The sequence below is a fragment of the Loktanella sp. DJP18 genome (assembly GCF_049310965.1).
Taxonomy (GTDB): Bacteria; Pseudomonadota; Alphaproteobacteria; order Rhodobacterales; family Rhodobacteraceae; genus Loktanella.
The window spans coordinates 1-20213 of sequence record NZ_JBMERN010000068.1 but is presented as its reverse complement, the minus strand read 5'-3'; the positions used below and the strand labels follow the sequence as shown (position 1 = coordinate 20213).

The 20213-nt window shown below is 60.6% G+C and carries 18 protein-coding genes and 1 pseudogene; 7 read left to right on the top strand and 12 right to left on the bottom strand.

From position 1 onward, the window contains the following. Positions 1-1116 precede the first annotated feature (1116 nt). The 4 genes and pseudogenes from ACOI1H_RS16795 to ACOI1H_RS16780 form a co-directional block, all read left to right on the top strand. Positions 1117-1479, top strand: a pseudogene (locus ACOI1H_RS16795) (amino acid permease); the annotation flags it as partial. Positions 1480-1598: 119 nt separating this feature from the next. Further along, positions 1599-3932 carry a heavy metal translocating P-type ATPase gene (locus tag ACOI1H_RS16790; protein WP_422438992.1) on the top strand — a complete coding sequence of 778 codons (2334 nt, stop codon included), beginning with the start codon at positions 1599-1601 and terminating at the stop codon, positions 3930-3932. A 183-nt stretch (positions 3933-4115) separates the two neighbouring features. Beyond that, positions 4116-5600, top strand: coding sequence for a multicopper oxidase family protein (locus tag ACOI1H_RS16785; RefSeq protein WP_422438991.1), 1485 nt, complete (start codon positions 4116-4118; stop codon positions 5598-5600). Positions 5601-5856: 256 nt separating this feature from the next. Further along, positions 5857-6315, top strand: coding sequence for a c-type cytochrome (locus ACOI1H_RS16780; RefSeq protein WP_422438990.1), 459 nt, complete (start codon positions 5857-5859; stop codon positions 6313-6315). A gap of 135 nt (positions 6316-6450) precedes the next feature. Here ACOI1H_RS16780 and mrdA read toward each other — a convergent pair whose 3' ends face one another. The 11 genes from mrdA to ACOI1H_RS16725 all read right to left on the bottom strand — a co-directional run bounded on the left by mrdA (position 6451) and on the right by ACOI1H_RS16725 (position 17429). Next, the gene (gene mrdA / locus ACOI1H_RS16775; RefSeq protein WP_422438989.1) at positions 6451-8388 is read right to left on the bottom strand and encodes a penicillin-binding protein 2; all 1938 of its coding nucleotides are present in this window, start codon (positions 8386-8388) and stop codon (positions 6451-6453) included. Next, a complete protein-coding gene (locus ACOI1H_RS16770) occupies positions 8385-8807 on the bottom strand; it encodes a hypothetical protein (RefSeq protein ID WP_422438988.1) in 423 nt (140 codons plus the stop codon). The genes mrdA and ACOI1H_RS16770 overlap by 4 nt, the downstream gene beginning before the upstream one ends. 1 nt (position 8808) lies before the next feature. Continuing rightward, a complete protein-coding gene (locus ACOI1H_RS16765) occupies positions 8809-9795 on the bottom strand; it encodes a c-type cytochrome (RefSeq protein WP_422438987.1) in 987 nt (328 codons plus the stop codon). A gap of 1 nt (position 9796) precedes the next feature. Further along, a complete protein-coding gene (locus ACOI1H_RS16760) occupies positions 9797-10444 on the bottom strand; it encodes a c-type cytochrome (protein ID WP_422438986.1) in 648 nt (215 codons plus the stop codon). Positions 10445-10503: 59 nt separating this feature from the next. After that, positions 10504-10791, bottom strand: coding sequence for a hypothetical protein (locus ACOI1H_RS16755; RefSeq protein ID WP_422438985.1), 288 nt, complete (start codon positions 10789-10791; stop codon positions 10504-10506). A 403-nt stretch (positions 10792-11194) separates the two neighbouring features. After that, positions 11195-11890, bottom strand: coding sequence for a DsbA family protein (locus tag ACOI1H_RS16750; protein ID WP_422438984.1), 696 nt, complete (start codon positions 11888-11890; stop codon positions 11195-11197). A 139-nt stretch (positions 11891-12029) separates the two neighbouring features. Continuing rightward, on the bottom strand, positions 12030-12791 hold the full coding sequence (locus tag ACOI1H_RS16745) for a MauE/DoxX family redox-associated membrane protein (RefSeq protein WP_422438983.1): 762 nt from the start codon (positions 12789-12791) through the stop codon (positions 12030-12032). 31 nt (positions 12792-12822) lie between these two features. Further along, the gene (locus ACOI1H_RS16740; RefSeq protein WP_422438982.1) at positions 12823-13683 is read right to left on the bottom strand and encodes a DUF6692 family protein; all 861 of its coding nucleotides are present in this window, start codon (positions 13681-13683) and stop codon (positions 12823-12825) included. 143 nt (positions 13684-13826) lie between these two features. Then, on the bottom strand, positions 13827-14303 hold the full coding sequence (locus tag ACOI1H_RS16735) for a hypothetical protein (RefSeq protein ID WP_422438981.1): 477 nt from the start codon (positions 14301-14303) through the stop codon (positions 13827-13829). Positions 14304-14515: 212 nt separating this feature from the next. After that, a complete protein-coding gene (cueR, locus tag ACOI1H_RS16730; RefSeq protein WP_422438980.1) occupies positions 14516-14908 on the bottom strand; it encodes a Cu(I)-responsive transcriptional regulator in 393 nt (130 codons plus the stop codon). 10 nt (positions 14909-14918) lie between these two features. Continuing rightward, the gene (locus ACOI1H_RS16725) at positions 14919-17429 is read right to left on the bottom strand and encodes a heavy metal translocating P-type ATPase (protein WP_422438979.1); all 2511 of its coding nucleotides are present in this window, start codon (positions 17427-17429) and stop codon (positions 14919-14921) included. Positions 17430-17570: 141 nt separating this feature from the next. Between ACOI1H_RS16725 and ACOI1H_RS16720 the strand changes: the two genes are divergently transcribed. From ACOI1H_RS16720 to copM, 3 genes are all read left to right on the top strand, one after another. Beyond that, entirely contained in the window at positions 17571-17768 is a 198-nt protein-coding gene (locus tag ACOI1H_RS16720) for a heavy-metal-associated domain-containing protein (RefSeq protein ID WP_422438978.1), read from the top strand. Positions 17769-17856: 88 nt separating this feature from the next. Next, on the top strand, positions 17857-19122 hold the full coding sequence (locus ACOI1H_RS16715) for a sialidase family protein (RefSeq protein ID WP_422438977.1): 1266 nt from the start codon (positions 17857-17859) through the stop codon (positions 19120-19122). Between the two features lie 195 nt (positions 19123-19317). Continuing rightward, positions 19318-19833 (top strand): CopM family metallochaperone, encoded by a 516-nt coding sequence (gene copM / locus ACOI1H_RS16710; protein WP_422438976.1) that lies wholly within the window; start codon positions 19318-19320, stop codon positions 19831-19833. Between the two features lie 191 nt (positions 19834-20024). Here the strand turns inward: copM and ACOI1H_RS16705 are convergent, their stop codons facing one another. Continuing rightward, positions 20025-20171, bottom strand: coding sequence for a L,D-transpeptidase family protein (locus tag ACOI1H_RS16705; protein ID WP_422438993.1), 147 nt, complete (start codon positions 20169-20171; stop codon positions 20025-20027). Between the last annotated feature and the right edge of the window lie 42 nt (positions 20172-20213).

Below are 20213 nucleotides of genomic sequence, written 5' to 3'. Positions count from 1 at the left end.
AAAACCAAGAGGGTTCTCCAGATCATCGCGATGATTGTGCCAGGCGATTAAAGCCCAACGGTTGCAGATCTTGCCCGTGGCGCTCGGATGACGGACTCGTGGCTGTTCGAGCCTTAGCCAATTTTTGACTGCAGGCTTTGTGTTGTACCCTACTCGCCGTGTGATGGTGGGCCTGCATGCAGCCGCAGTAAGGACGGGGACACCCCTTTGGATGCCGTATTTCTGGGTTGCGGTGGGGACCGGCGGTCCCCGTCTTGCTTTCTCTTAGCGATGCAGCGGCGTACCGCGCTCGCGCGAACCCCGCGCCGAGCACCAGCGATCGGCATCCGTCATGAAGCATCGGCACGGACCAGGACGACCATGGACGAAGATTCGCACACTGGCTCGGAGAGACTGTGCGCGGGCCATGCGGACAGGGAAGATGGGTCGGGACGTCGCGGGCGAAAGCCGGTCTGCCGGCTGAAGCTTTGAGCGCGGTGACACGCCCGAAGGGCGGGACAGGGGACACAATCTAAAAACGGAAGCGAGAAAAACACGTGTCCATGAAATCCTGTTTGCGTCCGAAATGCCTGATCCATGTCAACGCCTGATGGTTTGGATCCACTATGATTTACCTCTCGGTATTATGCCGACCCAATGCAGGAGAGAGCGATGATGAATGACTACGGTATGGGTTTGGGCATGGGATTTGGCTGGCTCTGGGCAGTCTTGTGCATTGTACTCGCGGGTGTCGTAATAGCAGCTTTACTGAAATATCTGCGCAAATGACCCCTTGGCAGGTGAGCGATCTGCGTGACGCGTTTCACCGCCCGATGCAGGTGACTTGGAATGGCGTATGCGAAATCCCAAACCGCGCGGCGAACAGTAGTTCTGGCATCAGCATTTTCACGTCTGTATCGTCGCGAATAGCGATGAGTATCGCCGGGCGTCATCTGGCAGTCGGGAAAGTATACAATCTGCGGACAACGTGCAGGCCGTGCATGGGGTGGTTCTGGGTTTGGGATTGGTGACCAGATTGCCCTTGGTCTGGGCTGTGACGCGGTAGAAAGCCAAGAAGGAAGCCTGGTGGCAGAGACTTACGCGAAAAATAGTATCACACTGCCTGGCGCAATTGCGATGGGCACAGGCGTGATGATCGGCACCGGCATTTTTGCGCTGACCGGTCAAATCGCCGAACTGGCAGGACCGCTTTTTCCGCTTTCGTTTGTCGTTGGTGCGATTGTGACCGCGTTCAGCGCCTACACCTATATCAAGATGTCGAACGCCTTTCCGTCTGCGGGTGGGATCGCGAAGTTACTGAAAAAGGCCTACGGGCCGACAACGATCGCGGCGGGCGATGCATTGCTGATGACGCTGTCAATGGTCATCTTCCTTGATGCCATGGTGCTGGCCGCCTTCGTCGCGATGAAGTGGCAGTCCGACCCGGTCATCGTCGCTGTCGGCGTCGTCGGTATGGCGCTGGTGTTCATGTTCGTGGGGGTTTTCCTCGCGCGCAATCCCGCTCCCGAAGACGACCACGGCATCACGAAGAAAGAGCTTGAGCTTCCAGTCACTGGAAGCCGCAAGCTGATGCAAGACAAATGAAAGGCTGGCAGACCATGGAGCATGATCATCATCACGCGGCACCCGACATACCCTTGGGGACTGAGACGACAGAGGACCCGGTCTGCGGGATGACGGTCGCGATCAAGCCTGATGCGCGTCACGCCACATTTGCGGACGAGACCTTTCATTTCTGTTCCGATAAATGCCAGACGAAATTCAAGGCGGATCCTTGGTTCTATGCCTCGGGTCGGGCCGCCGGGCGAAAGAAGGCTGCTCCGGCCAACGTCCAGTACACCTGCCCGATGCATCCCGAGATCGTCCGCGATGCGCCGGGAGCTTGCCCGATCTGCGGCATGGCTCTGGAGCCGATGGTGCCCTCGGACGAGCCGAGCGAGGAGCTGACCGACTTCACACGGCGGATGTGGATTTCGGCCGCAGCTGCGGTGCCGCTTGTCATCCTGACGATGGGCGAGCTGGTTGCCCTGCCGGTGCGCGACTGGATCGGGCATCAGTCCGCCAGCTACCTCGAGTTCGCGTTGGCGACACCCATCATCCTCTGGGCCGCCTTGCCATTCTTCCGGCGCGGTTGGGATTCGGTGGTGAACCGCAGCCCCAACATGTGGACGCTGATCAGCCTCGGCGTGGGGGCGGCCTATCTCTATTCGATCGTCGCCACCTTCCTGCCTGGGGTCTTTCCGGAACAGTACCGGATGGGCCACGGCGTCGGCACCTATTTCGAGGCCGCGGTCGTGATCGTCACACTGGTCTTCGTGGGTCAGGTGCTGGAACTGCGCGCCCGCGAGCGAACCGGCGACGCGATCCGCGCGCTTCTGGACCTTGCGCCCAAGACCGCCCGTCGCATCCTGCCGGACGGGTCGGAATACGACGCCCCCCTGGAAAACATCATGGAGGGCGACCGGTTGCGCGTGCGGCCCGGCGATGCGGTCCCGGTTGATGGGACGGTGATCGAAGGCCGGTCGTCGCTGGACGAGAGCATGCTGACCGGCGAGTCGATGCCGGTGGAAAAGGGTCCGGGTGATGCAGTCACCGGCGCCACGTTCAACAAGAACGGCAGCCTCGTGATCGAGGCGGGCAAAGTCGGGGCAGACACGGTGCTGTCACAGATCGTGGCGATGGTGTCGAACGCGCGCCGCTCGCGCGCGCCGATCCAGGGGCTGGCGGACCGGGTTTCGGCGGTGTTCGTGCCGACTGTGGTCGGGGTGGCAATCCTTGCCTTCGTCGTCTGGATGATCTTCGGTCCTGAACCCGCGCTGGTCTTCGCCATCGCCTCGGCGGTGTCGGTGTTGATCATCGCCTGCCCCTGCGCGCTGGGTCTTGCTACACCCATTTCCATTACCACAGCCGCGGGCCGCGGCGCGCAGGCGGGCGTGCTGATCAAGGACGCCGAGGCGCTGGAACGCATGGCGGGGGTCGATACGCTGATCGTCGACAAGACCGGCACCCTGACCTTGGGCAAGCCGAAGTTGACGGATACCGTGGTGCTGGGGCATATGGCCGGGGCCGACCTGTTGTCGCTGGCCGCGTCGCTGGAGCGTGGCTCGGAACATCCGCTGGCCGAGGCGATCGTCGAGGGTGCCGAGGCCCAAGGTGCGCCGCGTCAGGAGGCCACGGACTTCGACGCCGTCACCGGCAAGGGCGTGTGCGGCACGGTGGGCGGACGTGCGGTGGCGCTTGGCAACGCGGCGATGATGACGGAGATGGGGCTGGACACTGACACGGCTGAAGCGAAGGCCGACACCCTGCGCGCCGAAGGCAAGACCGCGATGTTCATCGCCGTCGATGGTGTGCTGGCCGGCATCGTGGCGGTGGCCGACCCGATCAAGGACAGCACCGCGCAGGCCATCAGGGAACTGCATGCGCAGGGGCTGCGCGTCATCATGGCGACGGGCGATAACGAACGCACGGCGCAGGCCGTTGCGGCCAAACTCGGCATAGACGAGGTGCGTGCAGGCGTCTTGCCCGAGGCCAAGAAGGATCTGATCGACCAGTTGCGTCGCGAAGGGCATAAGATTGCGATGGCGGGCGACGGGGTGAACGACGCGCCCGCGCTGGCCGCCGCCGACGTAGGTATCGCCATGGGCACCGGGGCCGATGTGGCGATGGAGAGCGCCGGCATCACCCTGCTGGGCGGCGACCTGATGGGGATCGTGCGGGCGCGCAAACTCGCTCGCGCCACGTTGCGCAATATCAAACAGAATCTGTTCTTCGCCTTCGCCTACAACGCGCTTGGTGTGCCCATCGCGGCGGGGTTGCTCTATCCGGTCACCGGTCTTCTGCTATCGCCAATGATTGCGGCGGCGGCCATGAGCCTGTCGTCCGTCTCGGTCATCACCAACGCGCTGCGACTGCGGCGGGTGGAATTGTAGCGCATGTGTTGATCCCGACAGACGTGCTGCCATCACGATCACTGCAGAGAGGTCGCGGTAATCACAGGATCGCGATCTGGGGCTGGCGTTCTCAAAAGCGACTTGCCTTCCCCTGCGGGAAGGCGGGTAGCGCAATACCTCAATGATATTTGTTCCCACGCCAGTCACATCGGAGTCCTCCCCATGCGCTACCAACACGCCATTGACCGTCGTCAGTTTCTGGCCCTCGCCGGGTCCACCACGCTCGCCGCAGGTCTTGGCATCAGCCCGGCAGCGTGGGCTGCGAGCCCCCGTCAATCGCTCACTGTCGGCACACGCATCATCGAGGTGAACGGCAAGGCTGCGACCGTCTTCGGGATTACGGATGTTAAGGGGCGATCCGGTTTGATCCTTGAGGCCGCGGGTGGGTTCAACGTGTCGTTGACCAACGCAACCGACGTGGCCACGATCATGCACTGGCACGGGCTGACGCCCCCGTTCGGCATGGACGGCAATCCCCTGTCCCAGCAACCCATCGCGCCTGGTGCGTCCATGGATTTCAGCTTCGATCTGCCGCGCGGCGGGACCAACTGGATGCATTCGCATATGGGGCTGCAAGAGACCCAGCTGATGGCCGCTCCCCTCATTGTCCGCGAGGGCGAGCCGCAGATGCAGGAGGTTGTCGTCCTGTTGCATGATTTTTCATTCACACCCCCCGAAGAGACCCTTGCGACACTGAAAGGGAAAGGCGCAGCAGTCGTCGGATCCGGTACGGCGGGGATGAATCATTCCGGCATGACCATGAACGGGACAGATGGTGCCACGGCAATGCCGGGGATGAACATGGGTGGCATGGCAATGGGGGGCATGGGCAACATGGACATGGACCTGAACGATATCACCTTCGATGCCTATCTCGCCAATGACCGCACATTGACCGATCCTGAAATCGTGGCTGTCGACAAGGGCGATACCGTCCTGCTGCGGATCATCAACGGGGCTGCATCGACAAACTTCTGGATCGATCTTGGCCAGATCGAGGGTACGGTCAAAGCCGTCGATGGCATGCCCGTTCAGCCCCTGCGCGGCAGCCGGTTCGGTCTGGCCATGGCGCAACGCATTGATATCGAGGTCACGATGCCGATCGACGGTGCCGCGGTCCCTGTGCTGGCACAGCGCGAAGGGGACATCGCCCGCACGGGGATCGTGCTGGCACCGACCGGTGCGACGGTCACCAAGATCGCCGCGGCTGCCGACACACAATCCGCCCCCGTCCTTCTGGAACTGGAACGTCAGCTTTTGGCGGCATCCCCGCTTTCGGCCAAACCTGTAACGCGACAGATCATGGCGATGCTGACGGGCGACATGCAGGCTTATGTCTGGGGGATCGATGGGCGGACCTTCGATAACCGTCAACCGCTTGAGGTCGCCAAGGGCGACCGCGTCGAGATCACGATGCATAATATGTCCATGATGTCGCATCCGATGCATTTGCACGGGCATCATTTTCAGGTTGTCGGCCTGGAGGGGCAGAAAGTTTCGGGCGCAATGCGCGACACGGTCCTCGTGCCGTCCATGGGAATGGTCACGATTCAGTTCGACGCTGACAACCCTGGTGAATGGCCGCTGCACTGCCATAACCTTTACCACATGGCGGCGGGCATGATGACGATAGTGAAATACGTCTAGAACGAGCGACGCCGGGTGTCGAACCGGTCTCAAGCCTCGATCCTGCAATTTGTGCCACGGCTTGCAGGCCGGGCCTCGACGCATATAAAGCCGAGCCTGAACCTGGTTGTGGTGCTTGACGCGTTTCACGCACCGAATTGGGCGTGTGAAACGTGGTGCCTCGATCGAGGGGATGATTGTCCATGCCCAGAGTGGGCGTTGGATGGAACCTTCACTGGATATGCGGCAACGGGGCGCATGAGAGACAGGGCATAAAATGAACAACAGGTATAAGGCAATCATAGCGATTTTTGTGCTTGGCGGCTTGGGCTTCTACTGGACCGCTCGACAAGCTTCACCCGAAGATACGCCTGCGTCCATGCAATCTGCTGCTCCAAGCGCGCTGGCCAGCAATGCGCCGATCGTTGACGTTGTGGTGCCGGCCGAACTCTCCGCCGACGCCCGGATGGGGCAACGTGGCTTTGAGGCGAAATGCGCATCGTGCCACGGCACGAATGCTGCAGGTCAGACTGGCGTGGCCCCACCGCTGGTGCACAAGACCTATGAGCCCAACCACCATTCTGACATCACATTCGTACTGGCGGCAAAAAATGGCGTGCGGGCGCATCATTGGCGGTTTGGAAATATGCCCCCGGTCGATGGCGTGACCAACGCCGATGTTCTGTTGATCGCGCGCTATATCCGCGAACTTCAAAAGGAAAATGGTATTTTCTGATGTCACAGACAGCTGCGGCGTTCAGGCTGAAGGGCGTGACCTGAACGTGCACGTCTATCATTCTTCTAATCACGAAATTCATGGGCACCTGCCCAACACCCGTCTCAGTTTCTTATGTGATGACGATGCAGGGATTTACGTCCGCTTCCTTTGGGCGTGATCATCAATTGGCAGAATCGATGCGCTCAACTCCTCCAGGCTGGTTTGCATGCGGCCGCGTTGATCTGCGGGGTACGCATCAACTGGCGGCAGCCCGCCATTCAGATAAAACAGAACCAGATCACGCGCGATGGGGGCGGCAGCAAGCGAGCCGCCACCACCGTGTTCGACGAGGACGGATACCGCAATGCGCGGTTGTATAGCCGGCGCAAAAGCAGTGAACAGTGCATGGTCCCGGCGGTTCCATGGGAGGTCCGCCTGACTGCGCACGCCGGCAGCCCGTTCTGCCGCCGTGATGCTGAACACCTGACTGGATCCGGTCTTGCCTGCCATGGTCTGCCCTTCAGCCACAATCCGTGATGACCTTGCTGTGCCGCGTTCCGCATTGACGACATCCGTCATTCCCGCGTGGACAAGTGCAAGGGACCCGGCAGACAGTCCCATATCCTCGAAATCCTGTTGATCATCTGCAATCTGAGGCTTGAATAAGCGTGGGATCACCTTCTTTCCCGAGGCAATCCGCGCTGACATGATGGCAAGTTGCATCGGCGTTGCCAGCACGAAGCCTTGGCCGATGGATGCGTTGATCGTATCGCCGACCAGCCAGTCAGTTCCGTAGCGTTCCATCTTCCAGTCCCGGGAGGGGTTCAGACCCGACCCAATTCCCGAGAGGGGAAGATCCGGTCTTTGACCGAGACCCAGTCGTGCGCTCATGGCGTGGAGGTTGTCGATCCCCACCCGCCGGGCAATCTCGTAAAAAAACACATCACAGGATTCGCGCAGGGCACCGCGCAGATTGATGCGGCCATGCCCGCCGCGTTTCCAGCAGTGAAACCGCCGACCGCCGATTTCGACAAACCCCGGGCAATAGACGGTCTCGTCCGGGTCGACCTGGTTATCCTCCAGGGCTGCGAGAGCCAAAGACATCTTCAGCACGGATCCTGGCGGATATGCTCCCTGAACGACCTTGTCCGACAGTGGTCTGTAAGGATCGTCGCGTAATGCATTGTAGTCCGTCGAGGAAATGCCATCGACGAATAGGTTCGGATCGAATGTGGGGGCCGAGGCGCATGCCAGCAGGTCACCGTTTTGCACATCGATGACAACTGCCGCCGCACTCTGACCAGCCAGCCGGGCCAGCGCAAAGTTCTGAAGATGATGATCGACCGTCAACTGCAGGTCCGCGCCGGGCACAGGCGGGACCCGGTCCAGGCTCCGCATGACACGACCTGCTGCGTTGACCTCGACCGATAAATTGCCAGCGGTGCCGCGCAAGGAGGCCTCTTTCGCCTTTTCGATACTGATCTTGCCTAAATGAAACCCGGGCATGGTCAGAAGGGCGTTATTGCCGTCATTGTCTTCGACGTCCTGCGCATTGGCACGCCCGACATAGCCAATGAGATGGGCAAAATCAGTCCCGAAGGGATACACCCGCTGAACCACGACGTCTGCCGAACTGCCAGGCAGAGCAGGAGCATTCATTGAGATCTGTGACAGCTCATCCCAGGTAATGTCCTTGGCAACCGTGACCGGCACGAAACTGCTGCGGTCCGCCATCTCGTCCAGAATCTGCCTCAGGTCTTCGTCGGTCAGCCTCAGGATTGTCTGCACGTGCGCAAGGACCTTTTGGGGATCGCCGGCCCGCTCGCGTACGATGGTCACCTGATAGGTCGGTCGGTTATCAGCCAGCACGGCACCGAACCGGTCCAGAATGCGTCCGCGAGGCGGCACGATAAGTTGCATGCTGATCCGGTTTTCTTCGGCCATCATGCGAAACGTGTCGGCCTCAACGATCTGCATCTTATGCATCCGCAAACCAAGTACGCCTGCGACCGTCAGTTGGGCTCCTCCCAGGATCATGCCGCGGCGCGTCAGTCGGGAATGTACCCTCGGGTCCGTTTGCGGCTTGGTCATGGCACAGCCCATCCCGTGGCGAGGACTGTGTGCCGGGCTGCGATGTTGCGATAGGTGCGGATGGCCAGGACGATTAGCCCCGCCAGAGCGAAGTAAGTCCGGACAGGATCGCAATATGCCAGCAACAGGGGGCCGCCGAAGATCAGCATGAGGATCTTGTTGCAGACAGGGCAGGCGATACCGACAAAAGACAGGACGCCCCCGATCCCGGCCCGGCGTGCGCCACAGGCCGTGAAGCGGACTGCAAAGAGCACCCCGGTCAGGATGGCTAAGACAAGTACCGCCGGAAACTCCCAGGCAGCTACGGGTGTCATCCTGATGAACCAGGGGTTGGTCCAGACTGCGGTGATCGTGCCGACACTGGCAAAGGTAATGAGACCCCAGGTCAGGCCGGTCCATGGGTGGTAATGATATCCCACGTCAGTTTCCTCCGCTTTCCATCCCGGCCATTCCTTCCATACCCGCCATGCCGTCCATCGTTGGATTGGCCGCGGGCGTCGGCAATCCGACGCTTATCTGGCCCGGCGGAGTCAGGAGATAAGTCGCGATCGCTTCTCGGTCGCTCTCGGTCAGCATCCCTGTGCCTTGCGCTATCGCTTCCGCCATACTGCCGCCCAGTACGTCTCCGTCTGGCATGATCCCTGTCCGCAGGGCGTAGGCCATGTTTGCTACGGTCCAGCCCCGCGCCATCAGGTCCTCCGTCCTGATGGACGGGGCCGTGTTCCCACCCGGCAAATTGGCATTGCCAGCGAGGCTTCCACTGGTGTCCAACCCCCCGAACAGTCCGCGTTGCGTGTGGCAGGCTGCACAATGCGAAGCCCCGTTCACCAGCTGTTGTCCGCGGTTCCAGGCATCCGACTGCGCCATGACCGGTGTCATTTCAGACTGTGTCATGTACCGTGCCCGCCACAGCTTGAGACCCCATCTGAGGTTGAACGGGAAGTTCAGATCGTGGAGCGCTGCGGCGACAGAGACGGGGGGGACCGTGCGGAACGCCGTCCAGAGGTCCGCGATGTCCTGATCGGTAAATTGGTTGTAGAATTCGTAAGTAAACGCGGGATAGTAGGCCTTACCATCGGGTCTAATGCCCTGCCGCACGGCGACAGCGAACTGATCAAGCGTCCAGTCTCCGATGCCATGGACCGGATCCGGCGTCAGGTTTGGCGGGATGAATCGGCCGAACGGCGTGTCGAGAGGTGCTCCGCCAGCCAGCGCGGCTCCCCCCTCCTGAACGTCCGTGTGACAAGCAACACATCCTGCCGATCGGGCAAGATAGGCCCCACGAAGAGCATCGCCTTCCATCATACCAAGGGTCACAGGTTCCTCAATGGGCCAGCGCGATATGGTAAATATGCCAACACTCGCAAGAATGCCCCCAAGAATCAGCGCGACAACAAAAAATCGCAACTTAATTGCCCCGCCGAAATTGCGTGTGACAGGCCGCACATGTCTGGCTGACCATTTCAAAGGCAGCGGACGCCGATATCGTTGCGTAATCAATGACACCGCTGTCGCGCTCCTCGGACAAAGCGGACGCGCTTTGGCCGGTGACGGCAGTCGGTTCCACCCCCATCAGTTGGGCCACGGTCAAATTCTGTGATGGCGGCGCTATGGTACCGGCCATAGTGTCCATGCCGTTCATAGCTGCCATGTCATGAGAGGGCATATCAGGCTGCGGCGCCGTCAGACCGGTCGAGGCGGCCATGTCCAGCCCGAACGCCTGACTTTCCAGCAAGTCCGCCAAGTCTGAAAACTCCTGCCATTGCTCCCACAGCGCGGGTACTGCGTAGGACGTCGCGGGGATGGCCTCCTCTGGAAACAGCTTGACCATGTCACCGCCCGCGTGCGCCATGATTGTCTCCGCACCCTTCTGGACCGTTGCGACGTTGTAGGGCACCTCGCCGCGCATCATTGGCGCAAGTTCACCCATGGCCTTTTTCATGGCGGACATACCCTTCATGCGCTCCAGCACGACGCCAGTGGCACCAGTATGGGCAAACGCGGCCGCACCCAGCGACGATGCAATGATCGCGCCGATCGTTATCGATCGTTTCATATCTGTCTTCTTCTCGAATGTGGCGATGTGGCGAAGCGGTCCCGGTCAGGGACATGGCTTCAGACGCGCGGTGGCGGCACATCGGACTGGGGGGCCACCTGATCGGTCACGGTCGAAATCGCTGGCCTCGCATGCAATGCTGCCTCGCGCATTTGTTTGGGCGGAATGGTGTTTGTAACTCCGATGGTCAATCCACAGGCCAGCAAGGTATGGCACCCCGCTGCAGCGGAATGGCTGGGTGTCGCCACCGTCACGGACTGTACAATGGCGTGCGGGCGCACGTGTCCCTCGGAACTGGACCGGACATGCCAGCCGTCGAGAACGAGCAGCGCCATAAGAAGTGACATGAGACAAGACGCCACCCGTAAGGGGCGCCCACGCGGACATCGCGAGAAAAGCCCGCCCAACAGCAACCGGCACGTGTCAATCACCCAGGACCTTTGCCAGCCGAACACATTGCCTCTGCGGAAGCGCGCAAGCATTGTTGTGGTCTGCGTTGGGTAAAGACTGGTCATATCGCCTGCACGCCGCATTTGAACGGTTATTATTGAAACGGCTTGGAACAGGTTCCAGCGCAGGAAGGTCAAACGCTTTCTGATGCGATCAGACGCCAATGCTCCACTCTGGTTCCTCAATGGCACCTTGATCATTGACAACCTTTGCATCTGGCGCACTTGCGACGAACTGATCATCTTGGTGCTTGCAAATATACGGTGTCCGGTCAGTGTCCTTCCACTGGACCGTCCATCGTCAGGTGTCCGCCGCATCGCATGGCCGGTCCGTTTCGACACCGATCAAGGCTTTGAACACGGAAACCGTGACGGTTCCCAGAAATGCAGTTCGGCCAACGACAAAGGCCGGCGTGCCAATAAAATTAAAGACGTCCGCAACGGCCTTGCTTTTCATGAGCTGCTCAGTAATGCGCGACGATTGCAGGTCTGATTGGAACGCTTCGACATCAAGCCCGATACCGGCCGCGACCTGAGATACAAAGGCCAGATCGGTAACGGCAGGTGTGCGGATTAACCGGGCGTACATCTCGCCGTAGGCACCTTGCCTGTCTGCGGCCAGCACGGCCCGGCTGGCCATTTTCGACCCATCGCCGAGGATCGGCAGTTCATGACGAACGATGTAGAAACGATCGGGCATATCCTGTTCTATCTCCAATAGCCGCGCATCCATGACGCGGCAGTTGGGGCATCTGAAATCGGAAAAGACTGCGACGGGAACGCGGCCCGGGACGAGAGCGCCGAAGAGAGCATCACAGGGATTGTCACGAACCTGCTGAGCGAGAACGCGGGCCGCGGCCGACACGCCGTCTCCGGTGGAAAGTCCAGCAAAGATTGATTGATTGGTCGTGACGGTGCCAGTTGCGGTCAGTTCCCTAAAAGGGGGTACGTCGTCCAGGTTTCTAAAGTTGAAAGACGGCGCGCGCAGAGACAGCAAGTGCGGTGCCCCTTTCACCCAAGCGCCTACAGCCAGCGCACCACCCGCCAAAATAGCGCGTCGTCTCCAAACGCTCATGCCCGGGGCAGCTCCGGCGCTATCGATTCTTCGTGTTTTGACTGGGTCACCGGGGACATGCTCATGCAAACAACATGACCAGCATGACAATCGACATCGCAACCATGCCCAGGTTTTCTGTCAGCGACACGAAACCCAGCGGCACGTTACTGTCGCCGCCGACACAGGCGCACTTCAGCTCGCGCTTGTCGATGTAGACCGCCTTGAACACGCTGACCGCACCGATTGTACCGATCAGCAGCGCCAGCGGGGCCGACAGCCATGTGGCGACCATCGCCGTCATCAGGATGCCAGCCCCGGTCTCGATGAAGGGGTAGATGTATCCGTACCGCACCCAGCGCTTGGCCAGCAGGTCGTAGTTCAGGAACATGGTCGAAAAACTCTCGATGTCCTTCAGCTTTTGCAGGCCCAGCAGGATCATCGACAGCGACACGAACCAGCCCAACGTCTGCCAGGTCAGCAGCGTCTGAAAAGCATACCAGGTGAAGGCGACCGCCGTCAGCGCCGCAACCGAGAACAGCGCGATGACGGGGGTGTAAGACAGTCCGTCGTCATCCGTGTCGGCCTTGCCGAAATAGACCTGCAGATCGTCATGACCGCCGATCCGCTGACCGTCGATGAAGGTCTGCGGCGTCGTCTTGACGTCGTGCTCCGACTTGAAGGCCTCGGTTTCTTCCTTGGTTTTCAGGTGATGATCTTCGACGGTGTAGCCCTGCCGCTCCAGCAGGTCTTTGGATTTCAGGCCGTAGGGGCAAGTATGCTCTGGCATCACCATCCGGTAAAGGACGGCCGTCTTTGTCTCTGCATTATTGTCTTTTGGCATGGGTTTCTCTCCTCAACTTGCGTGACGCGCATCAGGGTGCACAGGTCCAGTAGCCATCGTAGCCGACGGTCAAAGGTTGCCCGGAGGTTAGGTTGAACAGCAGGGTGGCTTCATCCTCGGCCGCATTGGGCGTAATCGTCACCCGCAGCCTCTCCGTCTGGGCCGCAACGCCAGCGTCTCCCGGGGCGCCTTCAGCCGTCAGTAGGACCAACTGGCCGGACACCTTCGTCACCGATGCGCCGTCGGCGGCAACGGCGAACACAGGGTCCGCATCGACGCCACGGCGGAAGTTGCAAACTGCTCCAGCGGGCAGGGCGCGGGTGATCTCGTCATCGCTCAGCGGTGCGAGATCGACAGAAGCGATGACGGCGGATGACAACGCATCGGTCAGCGAAGCCACCTCAGCCTGAGTATCGGCTTCGCCCAACGGAAACGTCGTTTGTTCGCCGTTGGCTTCGATATCGGCAATCATCCAGCGCATTTCCGCGATCTCGCGGTCCTGAGCCTCGATGATCTCATCGGCCAACTTGCGCACGCGGGGATCCGTGATGTTGGCGCGCGACGATGTCAGTATTGCGATGGAGTGGTGCGGGATCATTGCCTTCATCCACGCCACGTCGCCGACCGTCTCTTGCGACCTCACGAGCCAAAGCGCCAGCGCGAACACCAATGCGGACCCTCCGAAGATCGCCATATTGACCATGCGCTTCTTGTACATGCCCAGCATGAACGCGAGCATGATGATCGCCATGATCGCACCCATATAGAGCGCCATCCACATGCGGGTCTGCGAAAAATAGACATGCTCAAGGGAATAGGAGTTCAGATACATCAACCCGAACATGACCACCGTGGACGTTGCGATCATTGCGAAGAAACGGAAATATGGCATCGGACATCCCTCTTGAGTATTGCTGTGAGGTTTTAACCAAGTTCCCGCGCTGGAATGTTCCCAGAAAATTGACATTCTTGGCAAAGTACCCATACGCGCTTAGCGCTATCGGGTAGCCAGCCGCGATTGCCGAGGGCACCGTCTCACGGACGGTCCGACTGACCGATATTGTAATCCAGCCTGCGCATATACCACAGAACCAACATCGGTACGAAAATCCATTGCAGGATTGGTGTCAAACCTGTGCCAATGACAGGGAGGACCGGCATCACCCCGTCATACGCCCAACGTCCCGTGATCTGGGTGTGGACATACTCCAAACCGATGGTCAGCAGCAGTCCGACCGCGAAAAATACAACCAAAGCACGTCGACCCGGGCGTATGAACCAACTTCGACTTCGACCTACGCGTGCCGCAATCCAGAATGCGGAAAGAGCAATTGCCAGATCGCCCAACGTTGCCTTCAGGCAAATGTATATTCCAGCAAAATGGCTCACCTCACTCATGCTTGAGAACAGGGGTGCTTGAAGCATCTCCCATGCAAAATGTCCTAAGAAAGACAAAGCGAGAAGATCGACTTCCGGAGGTAACTGGCGGACGTATGTACTTGGCAGCGTCATGTCTTTTCTCTTTTAAATTTGCATTCAGAATACGCAGATGGTCGCCAATCTTGGGTCAAGGCGCTGGCAAGAATGGCATTCAATGTCGATCTGGCGGCCGGAAACCCCGTTCGGTGCGATTTCAGATACATCAGCCCGGACATCACGACCGCTGGGTTTGTGATCATCACGAAGACGGGCAAAGATCGTCTGGGCTGCCGTAGGTGCGCCGCTTAGCGGGTCGTCTTTTCCAGACTTTGCAGGATCGGACAGTCGGGGCGATCGTCGCCGGCGCAGGACGAGACCAGATGCGATAGTGTTTCGTGCATGGCCCTCAGATCGGCGATCTTGTTTTCGATCTGGATCAGATGGTCGGATGCGATGCTGCGAACGTCGGCACTCGCGCGCGCCTTGTCCTCCCATAGCGCGGTCAGGGCCCGGCAATCCTCGATGGTGAATCCCAGCGCCCGCGCGCGTCCCAGAAAGACCAGTTTATGCACGTCGCTTTCGCGGAAGGCACGGTAGCCATTGGGGTCACGCAGGGGTTTCACCAGTCCGATCTCTTCATAATAGCGGATCGTCTTGGCGGGGAGGTCCGCCCGGGTCGACACTTCACCGATGTTCATGGTGTGGCTCCTATGCTGTTGCGGGGACGGGCCGGGATTGCGGTGTGGCCGGCGGGGCGATGACGGGGGCCGCCGACGGCACCCGCCGCAGCCGCAGCGCGTTTGTCAGGACAAAAACACTGGACAGCGCCATCGCCCCCGCCGCCAATGCGGGCGACAGCAGCGTGCCGTTCAGTGGATAGAGAACGCCCGCCGCGACCGGGATCAGCGCCACGTTGTAGCCGAAGGCCCAGAACAGGTTCTGGCGGATGTTGCGCATCGTGGCACGGCTGACGGACAGGGCATCGACGACCGCCCGCAGATCGCCGGACATCAGCACGATATCCGCAGTCTCGATGGCGACATCCGTCCCGGTGCCGATCGCAATGCCCACATCGGCGCTGGCCAGCGCCGGGGCGTCGTTGATGCCGTCCCCGACAAAAGCTGTGGCACCGTGCGTATCGCGCAGTCGGTCCAGTGCCGCGACCTTGCCGTCGGGCATCACCTCGGCCACGATTTCGTCGATCTTGAGTTGCGCCCCGATCGCCCGCGCCGTGGCCGCATTGTCGCCCGTGATCATAGCAACCTTCAGGCCCATGTCATGCAGCGCAGCAATGGCGGCGGCTGTGCCGGGCTTGACCGGATCGGCGACGCCGAACAAAGCCGCCAACTGCCCATCGATTGCGACATAGAGCGGCGAGCGTCCGCGGTCGGCGAGGGCGGTGGCAGATGGAGCAGCGGTCATGTCGACGCCTTCGCGCATCATCAGCCGGTCGGCCCCGACCAGGACAGTCCGTCCTGCCACGGTCGCGGATATCCCGAGCCCCGTGATCGACTGAAACGCTGAGACCTCTGGTAGGACCAGACCTTGCGCCTGCGCGGCCCGGACAATCGCGCTGGCAATCGGGTGTTCAGAGGCACCTTCCGCCGCCGCGACCAGGGCCAGCACATCGTTCCGGTCGAAGTCGTCGGTCATCTTCGTATCGGTCAGTTCGGGCCGCCCGGCCGTCAGCGTGCCGGTCTTGTCGAGTGCGACGACACGCACCCCCTGCAACGCCTGCAAGGCATCGCCACGCCGAAACAGCACGCCCAGTTCGGCGGCGCGCCCGGTGCCGACCATGATGGACGTGGGTGTCGCCAATCCCATCGCGCAGGGACAGGCGACGATCAGCACCGACACCCCGGCGATCAGCGCGTGGGCCAGTGTGGGGGCAGGGCCCCAGATCAGCCAGACCCCGATGGTCAGAACGGCCAGCGCGATGACGGCAGGTACGAACCAGAGGGTCACGCGGTCGACGAGCGCCTGGATCGGCAGGCGGGCGGATTGGGCATCCTCGACCATGCGCACGATCCTTGCGAGAACCGTATCGGATCCGACATGCGTCGCGCGGTAGACCAGTGCGCCGGTGCCATTGACCGTGCCGCCGGTCACGGTCGCCCCTGTCTGCTTCTCCACCGGCGCAGGCTCGCCCGAAATCATGCTTTCATCCACCCACGACGCGCCGGATGTGACCTCTCCATCGACCGCCAGCTGTTCGCCGGGTCGGACATGCACCAGATCGGTGACGTTAATGTCGGCGACATCAAGGGTGACGATCTGCCCGTTGCGCTCCACCTGCGCGGTCCTGGGCCGCAGACCGATCAGCCGGGTGATAGCGGCACCGGTCCGGCCCTTGGCCCGTGCCTCCAGCGTGCGACCCAGCAGGATCAGGACCACGATGACCGCCGCTGCCTCGAAATAGACCGCAAGCCCTTCGGGCGGCAGAAGGGTGGGGGCGAAGGTCGCGACGGTGGAATAGCCCCAGGCCGCCGCCGTCCCCATTGCGACAAGGCTGCTCATGTCGGGGGCACCGCGCAGCAGGGCCGGCACGCCCTTGGCATAGAACGATTGCCCGGGCCAGGCCAGCACAACGGATGTCAGCAGGAACTGAATGATCCAGGCGGTCTGCATTCCGATGCTGTTGGCGATGACATGGTGCAGCGAAGGAAAAAGATGTCCGCCCATCTCGGTCATAAAAATGGGCAGTGTCAGGACGGCGGCGACGATCATGCGGCGTTGCAGATCCTGCGCCTCCGCATCCTTGCGGGTGGCCCGGTCCGTGGTGGCGTCGCCGGACCCGGCACCGCCATTGACCGTGGCGGGATAGCCCGCAGCGGTCGCCGCAGCGATCAGATCCGCCGGGGTCGCCACGCCGTCGATGATATGCACCTGCGCCGTTTCCGTCGCGAGATTGACCGCCGCGGCCGTGACGCCAGGCACGGCCAGCAGGGCGCGTTCGACGCGGCCCACGCAGGAGGCACAGGTCATGTCCGTGATCGCCAGATCGACGACCGCATTCCGCGTGGGATAGCCTGCATCCGACAGCACCGCGGCCAGACGGGCGGGCGGGACGGTGCCCGTTACACGTGCCGTCTCGGTCGCGAGGTTCACTTCGGCCAGCGTGACGCCCGGTTCCGCGGCAAGGGCGCGCTGCACCCGCCCCACGCAGGACGCGCACGACATGCCGGTGACGGACAATGTGATCGGGGACATATCGGACATGGAAGGTGCCTCACGCTTTGGTTCAGCATCTTACGTAAGGATTCCAGTCGGGGGAAGGTCAAGAGTGCATTTGCACAGAATTGCATTTGACCTTCCAGCGGGGGAAGGCCCCATATGTGTGCCACAACATAGGAGACTGCGATGACCACCTATTCCATTCCTGCCATGAGCTGCGGCCACTGCAAGGCGACCGTCGAGAAAACGGTCCTGGCACTCGACCCCGGCGCAACCCTGTCATTCGACATGCCTGCCCGCACAGTCGCCATTGATACAGGGCGCGACGATGCACAGCTGCGTGCAGCCCTGAAAGACGCAGGCTATCCGGCGGCGATGGTCTGACCCAGGTTATGACGCCGAAGTCGGTCTTGGTCCGACGACTGCGCTATGTCCCGGCGCGGTCGTGTTTTCTGTGTAAAAGGGTTTTGCCATGACACGCGGTCCTCTGGTCTCACTTATCGCAGGCCTCTCGCTCAGCTTTGCCGGCAGTCCGGGAGCAGCGCAGGTGTTCTCCACACTGGCAGAGGTCGACGTGCCCAGCACCGGTGTCGTCGAGGAGCCGTCGCTGGTGACGCTTGCAGATGGCCGCGTTCTGATGTCCTGGACGGAGCTGTCCGGTGACACCTTTGCCAAGGTCGAAACAGCAATCTACGACGGTGCCACCTGGTCAGCCCCTGTCACGGTCGCTGAGGGTGATGACCTGTTCATCAACTACGCGGATTTCTCCTCTGCCGTCGGCTTGCCGGATGGCCGGATTGCCGTCAGCTGGCTCCGGATGAACGGGGACTCTTACTACGACTACGACGTCAACATCGCGATCTCTGGTGATGGCGGACAGACGTGGGACCCGCCCATCGTGCCACACCGGGACGGTCTGGTTACGCAACATGGCTTCGTCACGCTGTTGCCGGATGCGAATGACGGCCTTCTGGCGATGTGGCTCGATGGACGGGCTTACGACACCGGCGATACATTCGGCAGCGATGGTGCAGACGCCGGTGCCATGCAACTGCGGGCGACGACCGTGAGTGCCGACCGGACCCTGTCTGACGATCTGCTGCTGGACGACCGAACCTGCACGTGTTGCCAGACCAGTGCGGCTGTGACCGGAGATGGGACCGTGCTTTTGGCTTATCGTGACCGGACCGCGGACGAGGTCAGGGATATCTCGGTCGTGCGGCGCGTGGACGGGTCGTGGACAAAACCCCAGCCTGTCAGCGGCGATGGCTGGGAAATCGACGGATGCCCAGTAAACGGTCCCGCCATCGCAGCCCGTGGTGATCATGCAGCTCTGGTGTGGTTCACCGGCGCGGGCGGTGTGCCTGCGGTTAAGATGGCCTTCTCGGACGATCAGGGGGCCAGCTTTGGGGCCGCACGACAGATCGATCTGGGCGGACCCGCCGGCCGGGTCGACCTGCTGCAACTTGAGGACGGATCGGCTTTAGTCAGTTGGGTCGAGTGGACACCTGCCGGTGAAGTGCTGCTGACCTGTCGGGCAACCGCAGCGGACGGCTGCGGAGACCCGGTCGCCATTGCAGTCAACCCCACGGGAAACGCCATGGGCTTCCCCCGCATGACACTTGCAGGTGACGACGTCTACATCGCCTGGACCGAACCTTCGGTCGACGCAACAGGTCGCCCGGACGGGGGAACGGCCATTCGCGTCGCAAGCGGTAAACCTCAACTGTCGGAATAAAGGAAATCTTTTGTCTTATCCTAAAATCCTTCGAACCGCGAAAATACACGCGATCAATGGAGCCGATATCAAAACACGATCACTGATGTTTAACTCGGATATCTGGAACTTAGGCGCGGATGCAGAATTTGTCGTTATTCACAAAATGCGAAGTACGACATAATTTTACGACTTGTTCAAACAGGAGACTTATAAATGAACGCTACACAGAAAATCTTTGCAATCGTTGTTACCAGCGCTGCATTTGCCGGGCCTGCACTGGCACAAGATGTCGCATTCGAACTTCCGGAGCAATGCATCGACTCCCCAGCAATGGAAGGGATGGAAGGGATGGAAGGGATGGAAGGGATGGAAGGGATGGAAGGTATGGATCATTCTGCCATGGCTCAAACCGGTCAAGGTGACGGGATAGCTGGCATGATGGATATGGGCGACACGGATACTTCTGAAATGCCGGAGCATGTTCAGGAAAACATGAAAAGGATGATGGCTACCATGCCAGCCATGCACGAAGGCATGATGCGGGAGGATGCAGATGTTGCGTTCGCTTGTGGCATGATCGCTCACCACCAGGGTGCGATTGATATGGCACAGGTGTTGCTCGAGTATGGCGACGACCCGGAGATGATCGAACTCGCGGGAGAGATCATTGCCGCACAGGTCGGCGAAATTGAACAGATGACGACCTGGATTACTGAAAACGCTGAATAAAGCATTTTTGGCCGTACATTGAAAACTGTACGGCCATTTCGCCAACTAAAGTATCAGACCATGATTCAGGCTGGAAAACCCGCGAAAGTCGCGCTGACCGCCTTCATGCGAAAGCTCATCGAACTGGCCAACTCACTGGTCCAAAAAGATCGCGAATGAACGCCAAAGACAGCTTCATCAAGACGGATATTCTAGGCATGTATCCAGACCGCAAAGCCAATCTTCAGCATCGCATAAACATCTTCGATCTCGGAATCGGTCAAAGCGATGCACCCTGCAGTCCAGTCCCATTTGGTTTGGGCCACCACGTTTCCTTCGGGGCCGCGCCCGTGAAACATGATGTCACCACCGGCAGAGCGACCAAACTGCGCGGCGTAGGC

Coding starts and splice junctions, on each gene's coding strand:
- ACOI1H_RS16760 (WP_422438986.1), bottom strand. CDS start 10,444: ATGAAACGATCGATAACGATCGGCGCGATCATTGCATCGTCGCTGGGT.
- ACOI1H_RS16740 (WP_422438982.1), bottom strand. CDS start 13,683: ATGCCATATTTCCGTTTCTTCGCAATGATCGCAACGTCCACGGTGGTC.
- ACOI1H_RS16785 (WP_422438991.1), top strand. CDS start 4,116: ATGCGCTACCAACACGCCATTGACCGTCGTCAGTTTCTGGCCCTCGCC.
- ACOI1H_RS16720 (WP_422438978.1), top strand. CDS start 17,571: ATGACCACCTATTCCATTCCTGCCATGAGCTGCGGCCACTGCAAGGCG.
- ACOI1H_RS16705 (WP_422438993.1), bottom strand. CDS start 20,171: ATGTTTCACGGGCGCGGCCCCGAAGGAAACGTGGTGGCCCAAACCAAA.
- ACOI1H_RS16755 (WP_422438985.1), bottom strand. CDS start 10,791: ATGTCACTTCTTATGGCGCTGCTCGTTCTCGACGGCTGGCATGTCCGG.
- cueR (WP_422438980.1), bottom strand. CDS start 14,908: ATGAACATCGGTGAAGTGTCGACCCGGGCGGACCTCCCCGCCAAGACG.
- ACOI1H_RS16735 (WP_422438981.1), bottom strand. CDS start 14,303: ATGACGCTGCCAAGTACATACGTCCGCCAGTTACCTCCGGAAGTCGAT.
- ACOI1H_RS16780 (WP_422438990.1), top strand. CDS start 5,857: ATGAACAACAGGTATAAGGCAATCATAGCGATTTTTGTGCTTGGCGGC.
- ACOI1H_RS16745 (WP_422438983.1), bottom strand. CDS start 12,791: ATGCCAAAAGACAATAATGCAGAGACAAAGACGGCCGTCCTTTACCGG.
- ACOI1H_RS16725 (WP_422438979.1), bottom strand. CDS start 17,429: ATGTCCGATATGTCCCCGATCACATTGTCCGTCACCGGCATGTCGTGC.
- copM (WP_422438976.1), top strand. CDS start 19,318: ATGAACGCTACACAGAAAATCTTTGCAATCGTTGTTACCAGCGCTGCA.
- ACOI1H_RS16790 (WP_422438992.1), top strand. CDS start 1,599: ATGGAGCATGATCATCATCACGCGGCACCCGACATACCCTTGGGGACT.
- ACOI1H_RS16715 (WP_422438977.1), top strand. CDS start 17,857: ATGACACGCGGTCCTCTGGTCTCACTTATCGCAGGCCTCTCGCTCAGC.
- mrdA (WP_422438989.1), bottom strand. CDS start 8,388: ATGACCAAGCCGCAAACGGACCCGAGGGTACATTCCCGACTGACGCGC.